Origin of the sequence: Stenotrophomonas sp. SXG-1 (assembly GCF_014083965.1) — a bacterium.
GTDB classification, from domain to species: Bacteria; Pseudomonadota; Gammaproteobacteria; order Xanthomonadales; family Xanthomonadaceae; genus Stenotrophomonas; species Stenotrophomonas geniculata.
Map to the genome: position 1 here is coordinate 2,541,983 of NZ_CP046588.1, position 15,902 is coordinate 2,557,884.

Consider the following 15,902-nt stretch of genomic DNA (forward strand, 5'->3'; position numbering starts at 1 on the left):
TGTGTGTCATCTGGCTGCGGTGCGTTTTCATGTCGTCAGCAGGGTGTCTCGGCACCGCGCCGGTAGTACCACCACCAGGTCACGGCCAGGCAGGTGACATAGAAAACAACGAATCCGTACAGCGCCATGTCGGGGCTGCCGGTCAACGTAATGGACGAGCCGTAGCTCTTGGGAATGAAGAAACCGCCGTAGGCACCGATCGCACCGGAGAAACCGACCACCGCGGCCGACTCGATGCTGGCCTGGTGTGCGGCCGTGGCCTTGCCCTCGGCGTTGTCGTTGGCCGACCAGCGCTCATGCAGGGTGCGGAAGATCACCGGGATCATGCGGAACGTGGTGCCATTGCCGATGCCACTGAGCACGAACAGCGCCATGAAGCTGAGCAGGAAGCCATGGAAGTTGCCGCCCTGGCCATCGCTGGGCAGGAAGTGCAGCACGCCGAACACCGCCGCGATCATCAGCGCGAACACCCAGAAGGTCAGGCGTGCGCCACCCCAGCGGTCGGCCATGCTGCCACCCACCGAGCGCATCAGAGCGCCCAGCAGCGGGCCGATGAAGGCGTAGGCCAGCGGGTTCACGTCCGGGAACTGGCTCTTCACCAGCATCGGGAAGCCGGCCGAGAAACCGATGTAGGAACCGAAGGTGCCGATGTACAACCAGCACATCAGCCAGTTGTGCTTGCGGCGGAAGATCACCGCCTGCTCGGAGAACGACGAGCGGGCGCTGGTCAGGTCGTTCATGCCGAACCAGGCCGCGATGGCGCACAGCGCGATGGCCGGCACCCAGATGAAGCCGGCGTTCTGCAGGAACAGCGGTGCCCCACCCTCCACCGCGGGCTGCGGTGCACCACCCAGCGCACCGAACACGCCTACGGTGATGACCAGCGGGATCACCGCCTGCGCCACCGACACGCCCACATTGCCCAGGCCGGCGTTCAGGCCCAGCGCCAGGCCCTGCTTCTGCTTGGGGTAGAAGAAGGAGATGTTGGACATCGACGACGAGAAGTTCGCGCCGCCGAAGCCACACAGGATCGCGATGGCCACGAACACCCAGTACGGCGTGGCCGGGTCCTGCACCGCAAAGCCGAGCCAGAGCGTCGGCGCCAGCAGCGACGCGGTGGACAGCGCGGTCCAGCGGCGGCCGCCGAAGATCGGGATCACGAACGAATAGAAGATGCGCAGGGTTGCGCCGGACAGGCTGGGCAGCGCCACCAGCCAGAACAGCTGGTCGGTACTGAAGTTGAAGCCGATCTTCGGCAGGCTGATCGACACCGCCGAGAACAGCACCCAGACCGAGAAGGCCAGCAGCAGCGAGGGGATCGAAATGACCAGGTTGCGGGTGGCAACCCGCTTGCCGGTGCGCTCCCAATAGCCGGGGTCCTCCGGCGTCCAGTCGCTGATGACGCGACCCGGACGGGCAGTGCTGCGGACAACAGGATCGCTACCGACGGTCATACATGGCTCCAAGGCTGTGGAATGACGTGGGTATTGCTTTCAAGTTGTGACCCGTCGTCATGCAGCCATTAGGCCGTGCAGCAACTACGACGGGGTTGATCTGGATCAATCAGGAGCCGGTTTCCACCCTGCCCCTGACAAATGTCAAATCGATGAAGCGGTATTGCGGCGCGTGACTCCGCGCTGGCGCACGCTATCGCGCACGTCTACATCGAACTGCAGCTGAAGCTGGCTGCCATCTTCCAGGGCAATGTCGAATGGCAGGCCATCCCGGCACGGCAGCCGTGCCGCCAAGGCCTCAACTGCCGAGCGCGGCAGTACCAGGCGGCAGAAGGTGCCACCATCGAGCAGTACCGGTTGATCGCCGCCATGCAGCGACACCGCCATGCCCCAGCCCTCGATACCGCCGAAGCGGGTCATGTTCTCGACCGATTCACCGGCCAGCAGGCGCGCCAGTTCGGCCTCATCCAGGCGAAGCCGTACCGATTGGTCCTGCAACTGCACTTTCATGACGCAACATCCTCCCATTGTTCGGGGGTATTGCAGTTGACCAGGCAGGCTTCGTCAACGCTTTCAAGCGCCAGCACGTGCATCTGCAGGCGACGCTGGAACGCCTGTACAGAGCGCGGCCCTTCCGCATCATCCAGCATCGCGGCCAGCACGCTACGAGTGGCATTGTCCACATTCAACAGCATGGGAAAGGGATGCCCGTCAAAGATCGTGCACGCGCCCCGCCCCTCGGCAGCCAGCCGTTGCAGCAGCCGTGGCGCCAGCAACGGCGTATCCACCGCTACCACCCAGGCCGGGCTGTCGGGCATCTGCTGCATCACGCTGTGCAACCCTCCCAGTGGGCCGCAGCGCGCAACCTGATCGGGGATGCCACCGAAGGTCGGATAGTCACCGCTTACCCATACCCGTTCGGCGCCAGCCTGCATCAACAGGCCACGCATGTGTTCCAGCAGCGTGCGGCCCTGCCACGGCAGCAGTGCCTTGTCGCGACCCATCCGGCTGGACAGGCCACCGGCCAGTACGATGCCGTTGATGCTCATCGCAGTAGAGCCACGCCATGCGTGGCTGCGTCGGCATCAATGTTGATGATCATGCGCATGGTCATCGGCATGTCCGGGTTCGCTGTCCACGTGACACAGGCTGCAACCCTCGCTCCACGCGCTGTCGCCGTCCTCGTAATGCTCCTGCTTCCAGATCGGGCACTGGTGCTTGACCACCTCGATCAACTGCCGGCAGGCGCGGAACGCCTCGTCGCGGTGCGGGCTGCCGGCGGCCACCACCACCGCCACATCACCAATGCCCAACCGGCCCTTGGCATGGGCCACATACAGTATCAGCTTCGGGCCAAACGTCGCCTCGACCTCGGCGGCCAACCGCTTGAACTCGTTCAACACCAGCGGCTCGAACAGGTCGTAGGTGATCCCGGTCACCGGCCGGCCGATGTTGACGTCGCGCACCTTGCCGATGAACACATCGATGCCACCGAAGCCCGGATCGGATACCGCCGCGATGCCTTCGGCCGGATCGATCGCCGCCTGCGCGCGGTCCACCACCTTCGCGATGATCTTCTCGCTCATCGCTCAGCCCCCGCTCACCGGGGGCAGGATCGCCACACGGCCATCCTCGGGCAGCGCCTCGTGGTCGCGCAGCACGCGTTGCTGGTCGGCGAACGCCGAATAATCCAGCAGGCCGGCACGGAATCCCGGCCAACGCAGCGGCAGCAGCTCGCGCAGCGCCTGGCGCAGATCGGCCACGGTGCCACCGGCCACATCCACGGCAATCTCGCGGCTGGCATCCAGATCGGAAAATGCACCGAACAACTGCAGATTCACCTGTTTCATCATGACTCCTGGCTCACCAGCTGCACCGGTTCGTGGTGACCCCAGCCCTGCACGCGCACGTAGGTGCCGGCGCTGGCCAGGTCACCCTCAGCCTCCAGCACCACCCAGGCGTTGGCCTGCAGCATGGACATCAAACGGAACGACTCCTGCCCGGCCAGCACGCGCGCACTCAGGCGACCCTGCGCATCCACTTCCACCCGCGCCCGCGCGTGGAAGCGCAGGCCCGGCGGCGTGCGCACGTCGGCCTGCAGCGGCAACGTCAGCACCGGCTCCGGTGCCAGCCCCAGCAGGCGGCGCAGCACTGGCTCGATGAAGAAGCGCTGGCCCACGGCAGCGGAGACCGGATTGCCCGGCAGGCCGAAATACAGCGCGCCGTTGGGCAGCACTGCAAACAGCAACGGCTTGCCCGGGCGGATTGCCACCTTGTGGAACACGATGCGCGCACCCCGGCCGCGAAGCGCGTCGGGAATGAAATCGTAGCGGCCGGCCGACACCGCGCCTGTGCTGATCAACAGCTGCGCACCCGCTTCCAGCGCTTCATCCAGGACCGCGTTGAACGCCGCCACCTCATCGCCCACCGTGCCCTGCCAGACCACCTCGGCACCGGCGGCCTGCAGGCGGCCGACCAGATACGGCCGGTTGCTGTCACGAATCTGCCCGGATGCCAGCGGCTGCGCCGCCTCGGTCACCAGCTCCTTGCCGGTAGCAATCACCGCCGCCTTTGGCCGCGCCACCACCGCCACCTCGCCCACGCCGATCGCATGCAGCAAGGCGCGCGCGTTGATGTCCAGCACCTGCCCGGCCTGCAGCACGCGCTCGCCGTCGCTCACATCCTCGCCACGCAGGCGCACATTCTGGCCCGGCTTTACCGTGCCCTTCAGGGCAATGCGGGTCGGGCGACCATCCTCGCTGGCGAGGATCTCCACATTCTCGACCGGCACCACCGTATCCAGCCCGACCGGCATGCGCGCACCGGTCATGATTTCCCAGGCACCCTCGCCGCCTTCGGCGCCGGCATCGCCTGCTGCCTGCCAGCCCTGCACAGCGAACTCGGTACCAGCTTCGAACGTCGCGCCGTTGGCGCGCAGCGCGAAGCCGTCCATCGCCGAATTGTCGAACGGCGGCAACGACTGCCCGCTGTGGATGTCACGGGCCACCGTGCGGCCCGCGGCCTCATGCAGCGGCAGATGCTCGGCCGGCAGCGGCGTGGCCGCGTCCAGCAAGTGCTGCAGGGCTTCGCTGTAGGGGATCATGCGTGGCCATCCCCCTCGACCATCGCCAGGGCGTGGCCCAGTACCGGCGCCAGGATGTCCAGGCACTGCGCCGCCGCCTTTGGGCTGCCCGGCAGCGCGAACACCAGCATGTTGCCCAGCTGCACCACCTCGGCGCGGCTCAGCCAGGCCATCGGCGTGTGCTGTGCACTCAGTGCCCGCACCATCTGCGCCAGGCCATGCACCGGCCGCGCATTCAACGAACGCAGCGCCTCCGGAGTCAGGTCGCGCGGGCCCAGCCCGGTACCGCCGGTACACAGGCACAGGCGCACGCCCTCGGCGGCCAAGGCCTGCAGGCGGCCTGCCAACGGCTCGATGCCATCGGGCAGCACTTCGGCCGCCACCACCTCGCCACCCAGCTTCGTCAGCCCGGTCACCAGGGTCGGGCCGGAGACATCTTCATAAGTGCCTTCACTGGCGCGATCACTCAGTGTGATCACCGCGCAGGCCGCACCCTCCAACCCCTTTGGCGCACGCGGGTTGAAACGCTCACGCTCGGCCTCGTCCATGCCGTCCGGGTGCAGCCACACACCACGCTTGCCGCCTTCCTTGAACAGCAGGCGGATGCCTTCGATGCGCAGGGCCGGCTCCACCGGCTTGCTCAGGTCGTACAGGGTAAGCAGCGCCGCGTTGACGCCGGCCAGTGCCTCCATCTCCACGCCGGTGCGCGCCTCGCTGGCGCACTCGCACCACACGCGGATCGCCTGCCGTTCCGGTACCGGCGCGCAGAACACCTGCACCAGTTCCAGCGGCAGCGGATGGCACAGCGGCATCAGCATCGAGGCCATCTTGGCGCCCTGCAGGCCGGCAATCTCGGCCATCACCAGCGCATCGCCCTTGGGCAGGCGGCGCTCGACGATCAGCGGATAGGCCACTGGACCGGCATGCAGCTCGCCCACCGCCACCGCACGTCGGCGGGTGATGCGCTTGTCGCGGACATCGGCCATATGGAAGGCCGCATTCAATTCCCCACTCATCGTGTTGCTCATCCTCCGATGGAGGCCAGGTGCGGGGTCAGCCCGGTCTGGCCCTGGTGCAGTCCATGCCCGGCCGCTTTCAGGCCAAGCTGTGTGGTGATGCGTGCCAGCAGCGCGTCATGGTCATCGTCGCTCTGCAGCAGCGGGCGCAGCGGCACGCCGAACTCGCCGAACAGGCACAGCCGCAGGTCGCCCTTGGCGGTCACCCGCAGGCGGTTGCAGCCCTTGCAGAAGTCGCGCGAATACGGGGCGATGATGCCGATGCTGCCGCGATGGTCAGGGTGGCCGAACTCGCGCGCCGGACCGGCATCGGCGGCGCGCGGCCGTTCGTGCCAGCCAGCCGCCAGCAGCTGCTCGATCACCACGTCGGCGCGCAGGTGGTGGCGCTGGAAATAGGCTTCGTTGTCGCCGGTGCGCATCAGTTCGATGAAGCGCACGCTGAAGGGACGATCGCGCAGGTAGTCCATCCACTGCGGCAGCTCGTCGTCGTTCAGGCCACGCAGCAGCACCGCGTTGAGCTTGATCGCCGGCAGGCCCAGCGCCTGCGCCAAGGCCAGGCCCTGTTCGATCTCCGGCAGGCGGTCATGCCCGGTGATGGTCCTGAAGCGTTCGCGCTGCAGGCTGTCCATGCTCACGTTCAGCGCGGTCAGGCCGGCCCGGTGCCACCCCGGCAGGCGCCGCGGCAGCAGCGTGCCGTTGGTGGTGATGGCCACCTTGCGGATGCCCGGCACCGCCGCCACGGTGGCGATGATCTCATCCAGGTCCTTGCGCAGGCTGGGCTCGCCACCCGTCAGGCGGATCTTGCTCATGCCCAGCGCGGCAAACGCACGCACCAGACGCGCGATTTCATCCACCTGCAGGAAGCGCGGGCGGCCATCGGCCTGGTAACCGTTGGGCAGGCAGTAGCTGCAACGGAAGTTGCAGGCTTCGGTCAACGACAGGCGCAGGTACGGAAAGCTGCGTCCGAAACCGTCGGTGAGTTGGCTCATGGCTGGTCCACCTTGTTGCTCCACCGTCTTGCCTGTGCCCGGAACGGCCCGGATACCCTCGCCTGCTGGAACGATTGCCAGAGTACGCGGCCTTCAGTTCCATGGGCATGACTTAAATCAATCGTCTTCGGCCCCGCGCGGCAGGCGTTATGGCAGCATGCGGCTTTCCGTGCAGCGGGCGTGTGACAACCCTCATGATGATGAACGATTTCCAGCAACTGCTGCATGCCGCCGGCCAGCAGGCTGAACCGCAACGCTTGCTGTTCGTATTCGTGCGCGCCGAGCTGCCCGAATCGCCCACCGGTGACCAGCGCGACCGGCATGACCGCCGCGAGGGCGGCACCCTGTCGCCGGTGCTGTGCGTGGACAAGCTGCCGGACGAGGTGCCCAGCTTCCAGGCGCTGGCGGCCGAGTCGACCACCACCGGCATCGACTGGGACCTGGTGTTCGTGGCGGCACTGGATGGCAGAGGTGGTTTCGCACCCAACAGCGACGAAGCCGCGCGCCCGCTGAAGCTGATGGTCAACGCCATCCACGACGGTCAGATCGGCCGCTTCGCCGCCTTCGACCGGGGCGGCGAGCCTGTTCAGTTCTATTGAGCCACCAGCTGCAGGGTCAGAAAGAAGATCACCAGCACAGTGTTCAGCCCCCAGGCCACGGTCAGCCCGCGCGCCGCCACGCCCAGGTTGGGGTTGTGCGCGGTGGGCGCCGCCCGCCACACCGCCGGGATGATCCAGCCGGTATAGAGCAGCAGCACGGCAAATACCCCCAGCAGCAGCGGGGTGCGCTGGTTGGCCAGGGCCCAGAGGGCCACCGCCCACAGAATATTGCTGGGAATGACGCCCTGCAGCCAGAACACACTCCAAAGGCGGGAACGGCCCTGAGTGTCGGGGGTTGGGTGCAGCGAAGCGGTCGCGGTCATAAGTCTCCTTCTGTTTAGGAAACGTGCTGAACAAGCCTGCGCTTGGTGGCTGGGAACGTCAAGGAACAACGGAATCGGTAGCGCCGGGCCATGCCCGGCGGAATCCTCCATGTTCATGCGCCGTCGGCTCGCCGGGCGTGGCCCGGCGCTACCGGTCCTGTTATCCCTGTCGCCATCGCCCCTCCCCACCCGCCCCCTTCCTCCTCCCAACCTCGACACCTGTCGCAGATTGCACGGTGCGGGCGGATCACCGCGCCAGCCTGTGCTGGCAGTGCTTAACAGCGTGGGAGAATGCCGAAAGCGTCTCCAATCGAGTGATCTTTGCAACTCTTCTGATTGGCATTGCACAGCGCCAGGGGCTCAGATGGCGTGCCACCGGAAAACGGTGGCCGGGCTTCGAACACCCGAGTTGATGTTGATGTATGCGCTTGCCAGCCGGCGCCACCTCAGCGTGGCGCCGGCTGGCAATCCGTCTGCCGGCTATGGCGGGCGGTGCGTGGGGGCCTTCGGGCCCGCCGGACTGACATCAACCCGGTGTTCGAACCACGTACCGCCCGCCACTTTTATGGGTGGCGGCTACCGATTGCCCTGCACGGAGCCTTGCCATGAACGAATCGGACTTCCCCCATCTGCACGCCTACCGCAGCGCCGCCGGCGGCGACGGTTCGCCACAGGCTAAGCCAACAGTGGACAGGAACACCTTCATTGCCAATCTCCACCGCATCGGCTCCGGTGCGGCGGCCGACGGACAACCCTGGCCGGAGCGGCATCAGCTGCCCGGGCGCTGCCTGGCCCTGGCCGATGCCGATTGTGCGTTGAACGGGTTGCGGGTAGTGCTGGAAATGCTGCTGGCGGCCGAACGCACCCGGCAGAATGGCGAACCGGAAGAGTACGTGGGCGACCGGGTGATGGAGGGGTTGGTCATGGCCTGCCAGTCGTTGTGCGCGCAGGCGGTGGGGCGGTTGCAGCCCGAAGGGTGAACGCGATGCGCCACGCCCTTCGGCGAGGACCGCTTTCAGCAGGTGTCAGTGCTCGCTGAAAGCGCTCCTCAGATCGACCCCGATGATCGGTGAGAAGTCCACTTTGCACAGCTCCAGCTCGAAGAGCTGATCGTGATTGTCCAGGCACAGGGTGACTCTCACCGGCACGCCGTCGGCATCGGCAAGCATCGCCGTGGCAATGTCACTTCCGAAGACCTGGGTCGTGCTGGACAGGAACACTACACCCCCAAATCCGACGACCTCCACGTCCTCCACCTGGGCTAGCGCCAGATCCTTCAACAACCGTTCGGACAGCTCGGTCGCCCCAGGCAGCAGCCTGTGGATGAGGGAGACCTCGTCGGGGGTGAGGAATCTGGGCACGGGATGTCCTTCAGAGCACCGCGCCCGCCATCAGCAGATGCTCGATCCGCCATGTCTTGGCGTAGATGAGAATGACGCTTCCGGTCGAGCGGGTCTCGATACGGAAACACTTCAGGCCGGACAGCGGATAGCCGACCGCTTTCCAACGATCAAGAAGATCAGCAAGTCCCGGCTCGTTATCGTCAACCCTGGCGAACTCAATTCGCTCTTCACCCAGTAAAACTGGCAGAGCGTTCTGCGCGAGCAGACATCCTGTGCAGCATGAGCCGGATAGGAAACAGCCATGACAACGCATCGATGGAGAACTTCTTCCAGCGACAGTAGCGGGAACATACAAAGCAGAGGATCTAAAGCAATCACGACGAGACACGCGCAAACGTCGCCCTGCACATCGAGATGTTCTAGAACCCAAGACAGCGCCACCGCTCCAGCGACGAGCCGCCCCGATAAAGTTCGAGACGCAGCAGGCACTTGGCGGCTGATGGCTACCCGGGAAACACTGGACGATTAACCTTTGGATCAGGCGCCGCCCAGCTTCTTAACATTCTTCTCCTTCACCACGTCCAGCATCGATTTGACCGCCTCAACTCCAAGATTCAGGGCCACTATTAGAGAATCGCAAAGTTTCAGATCATGATCATCCAACGCCGGGACTAGTTCCTTCAGCAACTTCAGCGCTAGATCCGTCTTCCCCAATAGCGCCAATGCAGTTGCATGATTGATATGAGCGTGAGCACCTCTCAAGCCCCGCGTCTCAAGAAATGATGCAAATTCCATCAAGGTCATTGAAGACTTCGCTTCAATAACGTTTCGCAGCTCGATCGATGAAAGAATGCTCTCAACCACATCATCGTCTGCCATTTGATCCCTTCCGATAAACGGCCGATCCGCGATTCGGCTGCTGTAGGAAAGATGCGGCCCAAATGAGTCAAACAATGGAAATACAAAATTCCATACATAGAGCCCCCTTGGGACGAACTCCAGAACAATTCCTTGTGCCACATAGTCATAGTCACTTCGGAAAAAATATCCGCTTGACCCGCCGATCAGGCCGGACCTTTTCCGCAGAAGGCTGCAAATGTATCGCTTGTTCATCTTATCAACGGCCTTCAGGCTTAAGTTCCACCACGAGAGTTCCCTCGGGGAGATTCTTGACGTACTTATTGTACTGATCCCAGGAGATGTAAGCCCAACCAGTCTTCAGATCGAAGATGGCTTGAGGCGCATCAACTGGGCCGTACACAGCGTCCGCCCGTGAGGACCCCGGGTACCCATACCTAACAACCCTACGGCCAGCGTAGCTCACCTCAGTCGCATACTGAGACGTCGGGCATGTGGTATCCACCAGGCGCTTGAACTCACTATGGATGAGCGTTCCGCGTATCCAAGGCAGTGAGCAACGCCATCCACAGGTGGCGTCAATGGTGGACGCTGCTTGGTTTGCCAGCCTCTGGAGCCGATTTCCGACCGCCTGCAACTCCGGTGAAACAGGTACGGCCTGAGGTATGTATTTTTTATCGGCCAAGCCTAGCGAATCGACACGGCCAGTGGGATCTCCGCTTCCATACGCGAACGAGTTCAGTCCACCCATCAACCCAATCGGATCGCTCTGGGTATACCGCCCCACTGCCGGGTCGTATTCCCTCCGATAGTTGTAGAACAGCCCACTCGCATCCGTCGCCTGCTGCCCGGCGAAGCGCAGCGCCAACTCGAACGCCACACCATCGCCATCCGGATCAAGACTCGGAATCTGGTTGCCGAACACCTCGCTCTTGTTGCTCCACTCCCATATCGAGACATTCCGCACCGGGTCGATCACCACGCGCGGCGTGCCCAGATGATCCGGCTGCACGTAGGCCAGCTCCGGCACGCCGGTAGCCGGCGTGTTGATCAGCGCCACCGGATAGTTGTCCAGCCAGATGGCCTGCTGCTGCGCCTGGCCCGTGGCCGAGTAGTTACCGAGCCACTGCCCGGCCTCGTCGTACAGGGTGATCTGAGCCGCACCACCGGCTGGGGTGCGCAGCACGCGCTCGCCGCGGTGGTTGTAGGCATAACTTTCCAGCACGGCATCGCCCTGCTTCACGGCGTTCATGCGGTTGGCATCGTTGTAGGTGAACGTCTTGCCGCCGATGCTGGTGGTGTTGCCCACCGCGTCATGGTTGCGCGCCTCGCCATCCACGGCGGTCAGCCGGTGGCTGGTTGCGGGATAGGTGTAGCTGGCGGTGCCTGCTGAGGTGGTCAGCGCAGTGCGATTGCCGGTGGCGTCATAGGCATAGGTTTCAATCGGCGTGCCGGTCGCGCCGTCCTGGGTCTGGGTCAGTCGGCCCAGCGTGTCGTAGGCGTACTTGGCCAGCACCGTCGAGCCTGCGCCATTCTTCAGCTCAGTGATCGAGCCGACCGGATCATAGCCATAGCCCAGCGACAGGCCGCCTGCAGCCGGGTCATGCACCGCTTGCGGGCGATAGTCCAGGTCCAGCGGACGCTGCAGCTGGCGGCCATTGCCATAGGTCCAGCCGGTCGCCGGGCCGAAGGCCGCATAGGTCACGTTGTTCACCACGATCTGGCGCGCCTGGCCGGGGCGGGTCAGGCCGATCTGGCTGATGCGGCCCTGGGTATCGCGCACGTAGTCGGCCACGCTGCCGTCGGGGTAGGTCAACGCGGTCAAGCGACCCGTCTTGCTGTAGGCATAGCGCAGGGTGCTGGCCACACCATTGACGGTCTGCACCTTGCGGGTGACCTGGCCGAAGCGGTCATGGCAGTACTGGGTGCTGCCATTGGCGTGCAGCACCTGCCCCAGGCGGCCCTTGGCAAAGCGCTCGTCGGCGGCACAGGCGGCCGGCGCCACGTCATAGCTGTAGCCCACGTCCAGATTGGGGTCCGGGTAGGCGATGCCGATCAGGCGGTTGAGTGCATCGTAGTGATAGGTGGCAGTGATGCCGCGTGCATCGGTGGCCGTCTTGCGGTTGCCGGCGGCGTCCACGGTGAAGCTGCTGGCGCCACTGTCCGGGCTGACCTGCCCGGTCAGGTCACCGAATCCGTTGTAGGCGTAGGTGGTATGCAGGCCCTTCGGGTCAGTGACCTGGGTGACCTGGTCCAGCGCGTTGTACTGGCTGCGGATCTCGGCGGCCACGCCACCCACGTCCTGCAAGGTCTGGGCCAGGCGGTTCAGCGGGTCGTACTGCTGGCTGGTCACGCGCTGCAGGGCGTCGGTCACGGTCTGCGGGTTGCCGTTAGCATCGTAGGCAAAGCCGGTAGCGTGGTTGCCTGCGTCCTTCAGTGCGGTCAGCTGGCCGAGTGTGTTGAACGTCCGTGCGAGGGTACGGCGCAGGGTACCGCCTGCATCGAGCGTGTCTTCCTTGAGGCGATTGCCGGCATTGTCCAGCGTGTAGTGAATCGTGTTGCCCGCGTTGTCCTCGATATCGGTCAAGCGCAGCGCCGCATCGTAGACATAGGAAACGCTGCTGCCGTCGGGCTCGGTGATCTGTTGCACCTGGCCGGTCGGCCAGTAGCTGATCTGGGTGACCCGATTCTCGGCAGTGGTCGCGCCACGTACGGTGACCGAGGTTGGCCAGCCGCGAGCATGGTAGGTGTAGTCGGTGACCACGCCGTTGGCATCCTTGACCGACAACGGCCGCCCGAAAGCGTCGTAGGCCAGAGTCTCGACCGTCTGGCCCAGCGCATTGGTCACGCTGCGCAGGTCGCCCTTGCGATAGGTGCAGGCACCTCCCGTCGCGCACCCTGCATCATCCGCCGAGTAATAGGCATAGGTAACGGCATCGGCCACATCCGTGCGCGGGCCATCCACACTCTTCAGCAGCCCCTCCACCGGGCAGCTGCCTGCCGCTGCCACATCAGCGGCTTCGCAGTACGTGTAGTTGGTGATGCGCGTCTGACCGGAAGCGGTGTCGGTCACGGTGTTGGCCGTCGGCTGGCGTCGGGAATTGAAGGCCGTGCGGGTTTCGCGGCTACCGATCCGGGTGGTCAGTACCGCATTGGTTTCGACGTCGCGCGCAGTGGTCACCACCCGCTGCTCGGGCAGGCCGAACGCTTCGGTCACGGTATGGATGCTGACGGCACGACCACTCACCGGGTCGGTGCCCTGCGCATAGATGTGCTTGGTCTGGATGCCGCGGCGATCGGTGTAGGTATCCAGACGCCGGCGGAAGTCGACACTCTGGTCGTAGTAGGTCCGGCTGACGGTTCCCTGCGAATCCGTCAGGCCGGTCACCTTGCGCGACGGCGCGGTGTCGCCGCCGGGTGTCAGGGTGTAGTCGGTCTGCCGCCCCAGCGCGTCGGTCACCACCGCACCACCATTGGGGCTGTAGGCCAGTGTCACGCCATCGGCACCGCCGGCATGCTGACTGGAGATCACACGACCTATGGAATCATAGGTAAAGGTGCTGTAGCGGCGACCGTCCTCGGCGGTGATGCCGGTCAGGTGCTGGGGGAAGTCCTGGTTCTCGTAGTGATACGTCCGCACACCACCACCCGCATAGGTCACCGTGGCGACCTGGTTCTGCGGCGTGTAGGTATAGGTGGCGAGCGCAATGCCTTCGACCAGCACCGAACTGATCAGCGCCTCATAGTCGTTGGACTGGTAAACGAACTCCAGTGTGCGGCCACTGCTGTGGGTGACCGCCGCAAGGCGGTCGCTGTCGTCGTAGATGTAGGTCAGCGACGTGCCATCCGGGAAGCGCTTGGCGGCAAGACGCCCGTCCGCACCGAAGGTCGAGATGGAGCCCGCCGAGTACAGTGTCCAGTTGCCGTTCTGGACCAGACGGTCACCACTGTCGTCGTCCGCCTCATAGGCTTGGCCGATCTTCTTGAATGCGCGCTGGAAACCGGTGCTTTCAATGATGCCCACACTGTCAACGCCGTCCAGTGCCAGGTGGGCGCCCAGCGAATGGGTCCAGCCATAGCCGAAGCCGCCGGAGGACGTGGAGATGCCAGAGTGATAGAACCGCGTCAGCGCGATCCAGCCCAGATCGAAGTCCTGCGCGATTTCGTATTTCTCGCCGGTTTTGACGTCACACGGATTGCCGACATTGCCGTCGCAGGTACCGCCGTTGGAGGCCGGGTCCTGGTCGGGCAACGGACTCATGTTCGCAGCTGTATCGTTGCGGGACATGGGGCAGCTACCGTTGCCGCCGTCCTTGTCGCACTTCTGCGACTTCGAGGTGATAGTTGCAACGAATTCTTCGCTGACGCAGGCGTTGTGCTTGTTGGACCACTGCGTGAAGGGGATCGGGCAGTTCAAGCGTCGCATGCGAGCAAGCCCTGTCGTTCCTGCGTCGAAGGGCACGCACGGAGACTCCGCCGAATTGCTGCCCAGCATGCCGGTGACCCGGTACTCCCTGATCTCCGAAATTCCGTCCATCCCTGGAGCAGTTGGGCCCCATTCTCCTTCCGGCACAGCAGTTTCCCCAGGACACTGGGGATTGATGTCCTGCAAGTCTGCAATGAGCGCTTCCAGCACTTCCTCTTCGGACAAGAAGCCACCATCACCCGCGCCGTAGTAAGTCCAGTCAGGGTCGGAGGGCTGCGTCTTTCCCATCCAGTAGGTAATCGACGTGTTTCCGTTCAAGTCCACGACTTTCGACTTGATCTTGTCGACGTACTGCCAGCCGAACTGGAACTCCGGCGGGAAGGGGCTGGGCGCCGGCAGATTCTTGATGCCGGCCACCGCCGCCTGCTGGGTTTTGTACTGGGTCGCGTCGCCGCCGGGCTGGGAAATACGCCAGGTGATCTTGCTTTCCTGCGCCTGTACAACAGCCGGCGCAATGCAGCCAACGGCAACAATCGCCAGCACGGCACACGAAATGGTCTTCAGTCGTTCCAACATCCCTGTTCTCCTTCCTGGACGAACACAGCGCCGGCGGGAACGAGAACGCGAAGGTGTTCCCCGCGTCATGCTTCGGATCGTCCCTGGTCCGGTATGCGGCAGTGCCACATGCCGCCTTTATCGTTGAAGACGCTTGCACGTTCAAGTGTGGAGCCGCGTAACCGGTCACAGATTCAAGCATCCGTGGCCATTCAGCGGCCTACGCCGGGCTCCCATGACTTCTTCTACAGGGAGTCCGTGTTCATAGCTCACATCACTACCAGCACAATCTGCCGCACGCGCCCTGCTCTTCTCGGGATTCACGCGCGGCTCGCACCGCTACCTGGCAACCGGCCACACCCTCCAGCGCGAGGATCCTGCTGCGGTGGTGGCCGCGATTCCATCGGTCTCCGACACCTCGAAGTAGCCGTTCCGGGCAACGGCTTCCCCCATTGTTCCCCGCTACTGCCCGCGCAGGCGCGCCGCAAAGTACCGCGTCGGGGAAAGGCCAAGCGCCTTCTTGAACATCGTGATGAAGGCCGTCACCGACTCATAGCCCAGCGTCTCGGAAACGCGTTGTACCGGTGCACCCGCGGCGAGTTCACGAATGGCGATGAGCAGGTGCAGCTGCTGCCGCCAGCGCCCGAAGGACAAGCCCGTTTCCCGTTCGATGAGCCGGGTCAACGTGCGCTCGCCCAGGGCCAGGCGCAAGGCCCACTGGCCGATGGTGCTGCGGTCTGCCGGATCCGCCGACAGCGCCGCAGCCAGCGCACGCACCTTCGGGTGATGGCTGACCGGCAACGACAGGTGCTCGGCCGGCATCTGTACCAGCTCGTCCAGCAACACGCGCGCCAGCCGGTCGGTGTGGCTGCCATGCGGGTAGTCCAGCGGCGCGTCGGCCAGGTGCAGGATCATCTCGCGCAGCATCGGGGAGATCGCCAGCGTCACGCATTGCATGGGCAGATCGACGATGCCGGGCTCGACGAACAGGTAGCACAGGCGCGCGTTGGCGGTGGCGCGGTTGCTGTGCGGCATGCCACCCGGAATCCAGACGCCACACTGGGGCGGCACGATCCACAACGCATTGGCCACTTCGCAGGTCACCGCCCCATGCAGCGCAAGAATGAGCTGACCCTTGCGGTGCTCATGCACGGGAATCTCCGCGTCGTGCTCGGCCACCTGCAGGCGGCTGGCGACCGCCGGGCGATCGGTCTCGTCCGGGTCCAGGTCAAAGCCGGGGAGCGAAATGCGAGCCAT

At 64.5% G+C, this 15,902-nt stretch carries 15 protein-coding genes and 2 pseudogenes; 4 read left to right on the forward strand and 13 right to left on the reverse strand.

Annotated elements, in window-relative coordinates:
• Positions 1-35: 35 nt before the first annotated feature.
• The 8 genes from GOC52_RS11660 to moaA all read right to left on the reverse strand — a co-directional run bounded on the left by GOC52_RS11660 (position 36) and on the right by moaA (position 6,541).
• Positions 36-1,454, reverse strand: coding sequence for a NarK family nitrate/nitrite MFS transporter (locus GOC52_RS11660; protein WP_043396273.1), 1,419 nt, complete (start codon positions 1,452-1,454; stop codon positions 36-38).
• Between the two features lie 144 nt (positions 1,455-1,598).
• Complete coding sequence (locus GOC52_RS11665) at positions 1,599-1,964, reverse strand: DUF7009 family protein (protein ID WP_010485308.1); 366 nt, start codon at positions 1,962-1,964, stop codon at positions 1,599-1,601.
• Positions 1,961-2,503 carry a molybdenum cofactor guanylyltransferase gene (mobA, locus tag GOC52_RS11670; RefSeq protein WP_019659889.1) on the reverse strand — a complete coding sequence of 181 codons (543 nt, stop codon included), beginning with the start codon at positions 2,501-2,503 and terminating at the stop codon, positions 1,961-1,963. The genes GOC52_RS11665 and mobA overlap by 4 nt, the downstream gene beginning before the upstream one ends.
• Positions 2,504-2,539: 36 nt before the next feature.
• Positions 2,540-3,040, reverse strand: coding sequence for a molybdenum cofactor biosynthesis protein MoaE (locus tag GOC52_RS11675; protein ID WP_019659890.1), 501 nt, complete (start codon positions 3,038-3,040; stop codon positions 2,540-2,542).
• 3 nt (positions 3,041-3,043) lie between these two features.
• Positions 3,044-3,304 carry a MoaD/ThiS family protein gene (locus GOC52_RS11680; protein ID WP_019659891.1) on the reverse strand — a complete coding sequence of 87 codons (261 nt, stop codon included), beginning with the start codon at positions 3,302-3,304 and terminating at the stop codon, positions 3,044-3,046.
• The gene (locus GOC52_RS11685) at positions 3,304-4,557 is read right to left on the reverse strand and encodes a molybdopterin molybdotransferase MoeA (RefSeq protein WP_054171907.1); all 1,254 of its coding nucleotides are present in this window, start codon (positions 4,555-4,557) and stop codon (positions 3,304-3,306) included. Before GOC52_RS11685 ends, GOC52_RS11680 begins: the two co-directional genes overlap by 1 nt.
• Positions 4,554-5,552: a bifunctional molybdenum cofactor biosynthesis protein MoaC/MoaB gene (gene moaCB / locus GOC52_RS11690; protein WP_191849494.1), complete on the reverse strand. Its 999-nt coding sequence runs from the start codon at positions 5,550-5,552 to the stop codon at positions 4,554-4,556. Before moaCB ends, GOC52_RS11685 begins: the two co-directional genes overlap by 4 nt.
• A gap of 8 nt (positions 5,553-5,560) precedes the next feature.
• Positions 5,561-6,541 (reverse strand): GTP 3',8-cyclase MoaA, encoded by a 981-nt coding sequence (gene moaA / locus GOC52_RS11695; protein ID WP_010485296.1) that lies wholly within the window; start codon positions 6,539-6,541, stop codon positions 5,561-5,563.
• 194 nt (positions 6,542-6,735) lie between these two features.
• On the opposite strand from moaA, the gene GOC52_RS11700 reads away from it, so the two are divergent.
• Positions 6,736-7,140 carry a hypothetical protein gene (locus GOC52_RS11700; RefSeq protein WP_019337817.1) on the forward strand — a complete coding sequence of 135 codons (405 nt, stop codon included), beginning with the start codon at positions 6,736-6,738 and terminating at the stop codon, positions 7,138-7,140.
• On the opposite strand, the gene GOC52_RS11705 is transcribed toward GOC52_RS11700, so the two are convergent.
• On the reverse strand, positions 7,134-7,463 hold the full coding sequence (locus GOC52_RS11705; RefSeq protein ID WP_019659894.1) for a hypothetical protein: 330 nt from the start codon (positions 7,461-7,463) through the stop codon (positions 7,134-7,136). The genes GOC52_RS11700 and GOC52_RS11705 overlap by 7 nt on opposite strands.
• A 605-nt stretch (positions 7,464-8,068) precedes the next feature.
• On the opposite strand from GOC52_RS11705, the gene GOC52_RS11710 reads away from it, so the two are divergent.
• Positions 8,069-8,443 carry a hypothetical protein gene (locus tag GOC52_RS11710; RefSeq protein ID WP_049480919.1) on the forward strand — a complete coding sequence of 125 codons (375 nt, stop codon included), beginning with the start codon at positions 8,069-8,071 and terminating at the stop codon, positions 8,441-8,443.
• A gap of 45 nt (positions 8,444-8,488) precedes the next feature.
• Here GOC52_RS11710 and GOC52_RS11715 read toward each other — a convergent pair whose 3' ends face one another.
• A complete protein-coding gene (locus GOC52_RS11715; protein WP_019659896.1) occupies positions 8,489-8,824 on the reverse strand; it encodes a DUF6984 family protein in 336 nt (111 codons plus the stop codon).
• Positions 8,825-9,044: 220 nt separating this feature from the next.
• On the opposite strand from GOC52_RS11715, the pseudogene GOC52_RS20780 reads away from it, so the two are divergent.
• A pseudogene (locus GOC52_RS20780) lies at positions 9,045-9,306 on the forward strand (IS3 family transposase); the annotation flags it as partial.
• A 37-nt stretch (positions 9,307-9,343) separates the two neighbouring features.
• Here the strand turns inward: GOC52_RS20780 and GOC52_RS20785 are convergent.
• Together GOC52_RS20785 and GOC52_RS11730 are read right to left on the reverse strand one after the other, a co-directional pair.
• On the reverse strand, positions 9,344-9,919 hold the full coding sequence (locus GOC52_RS20785) for a hypothetical protein (RefSeq protein WP_224328223.1): 576 nt from the start codon (positions 9,917-9,919) through the stop codon (positions 9,344-9,346).
• A 4-nt stretch (positions 9,920-9,923) separates the two neighbouring features.
• On the reverse strand, positions 9,924-14,666 hold the full coding sequence (locus GOC52_RS11730; protein ID WP_191849496.1) for an RHS repeat-associated core domain-containing protein: 4,743 nt from the start codon (positions 14,664-14,666) through the stop codon (positions 9,924-9,926).
• 271 nt (positions 14,667-14,937) lie between these two features.
• Here GOC52_RS11730 and GOC52_RS20790 point away from each other — a divergent pair.
• Positions 14,938-15,072: pseudogene (locus GOC52_RS20790) on the forward strand (alpha/beta fold hydrolase); the annotation flags it as partial.
• 35 nt (positions 15,073-15,107) lie between these two features.
• On the opposite strand, the gene GOC52_RS11735 reads toward GOC52_RS20790, so the two are convergent.
• Entirely contained in the window at positions 15,108-15,902 is a 795-nt protein-coding gene (locus GOC52_RS11735) for a helix-turn-helix domain-containing protein (protein WP_049455109.1), read from the reverse strand.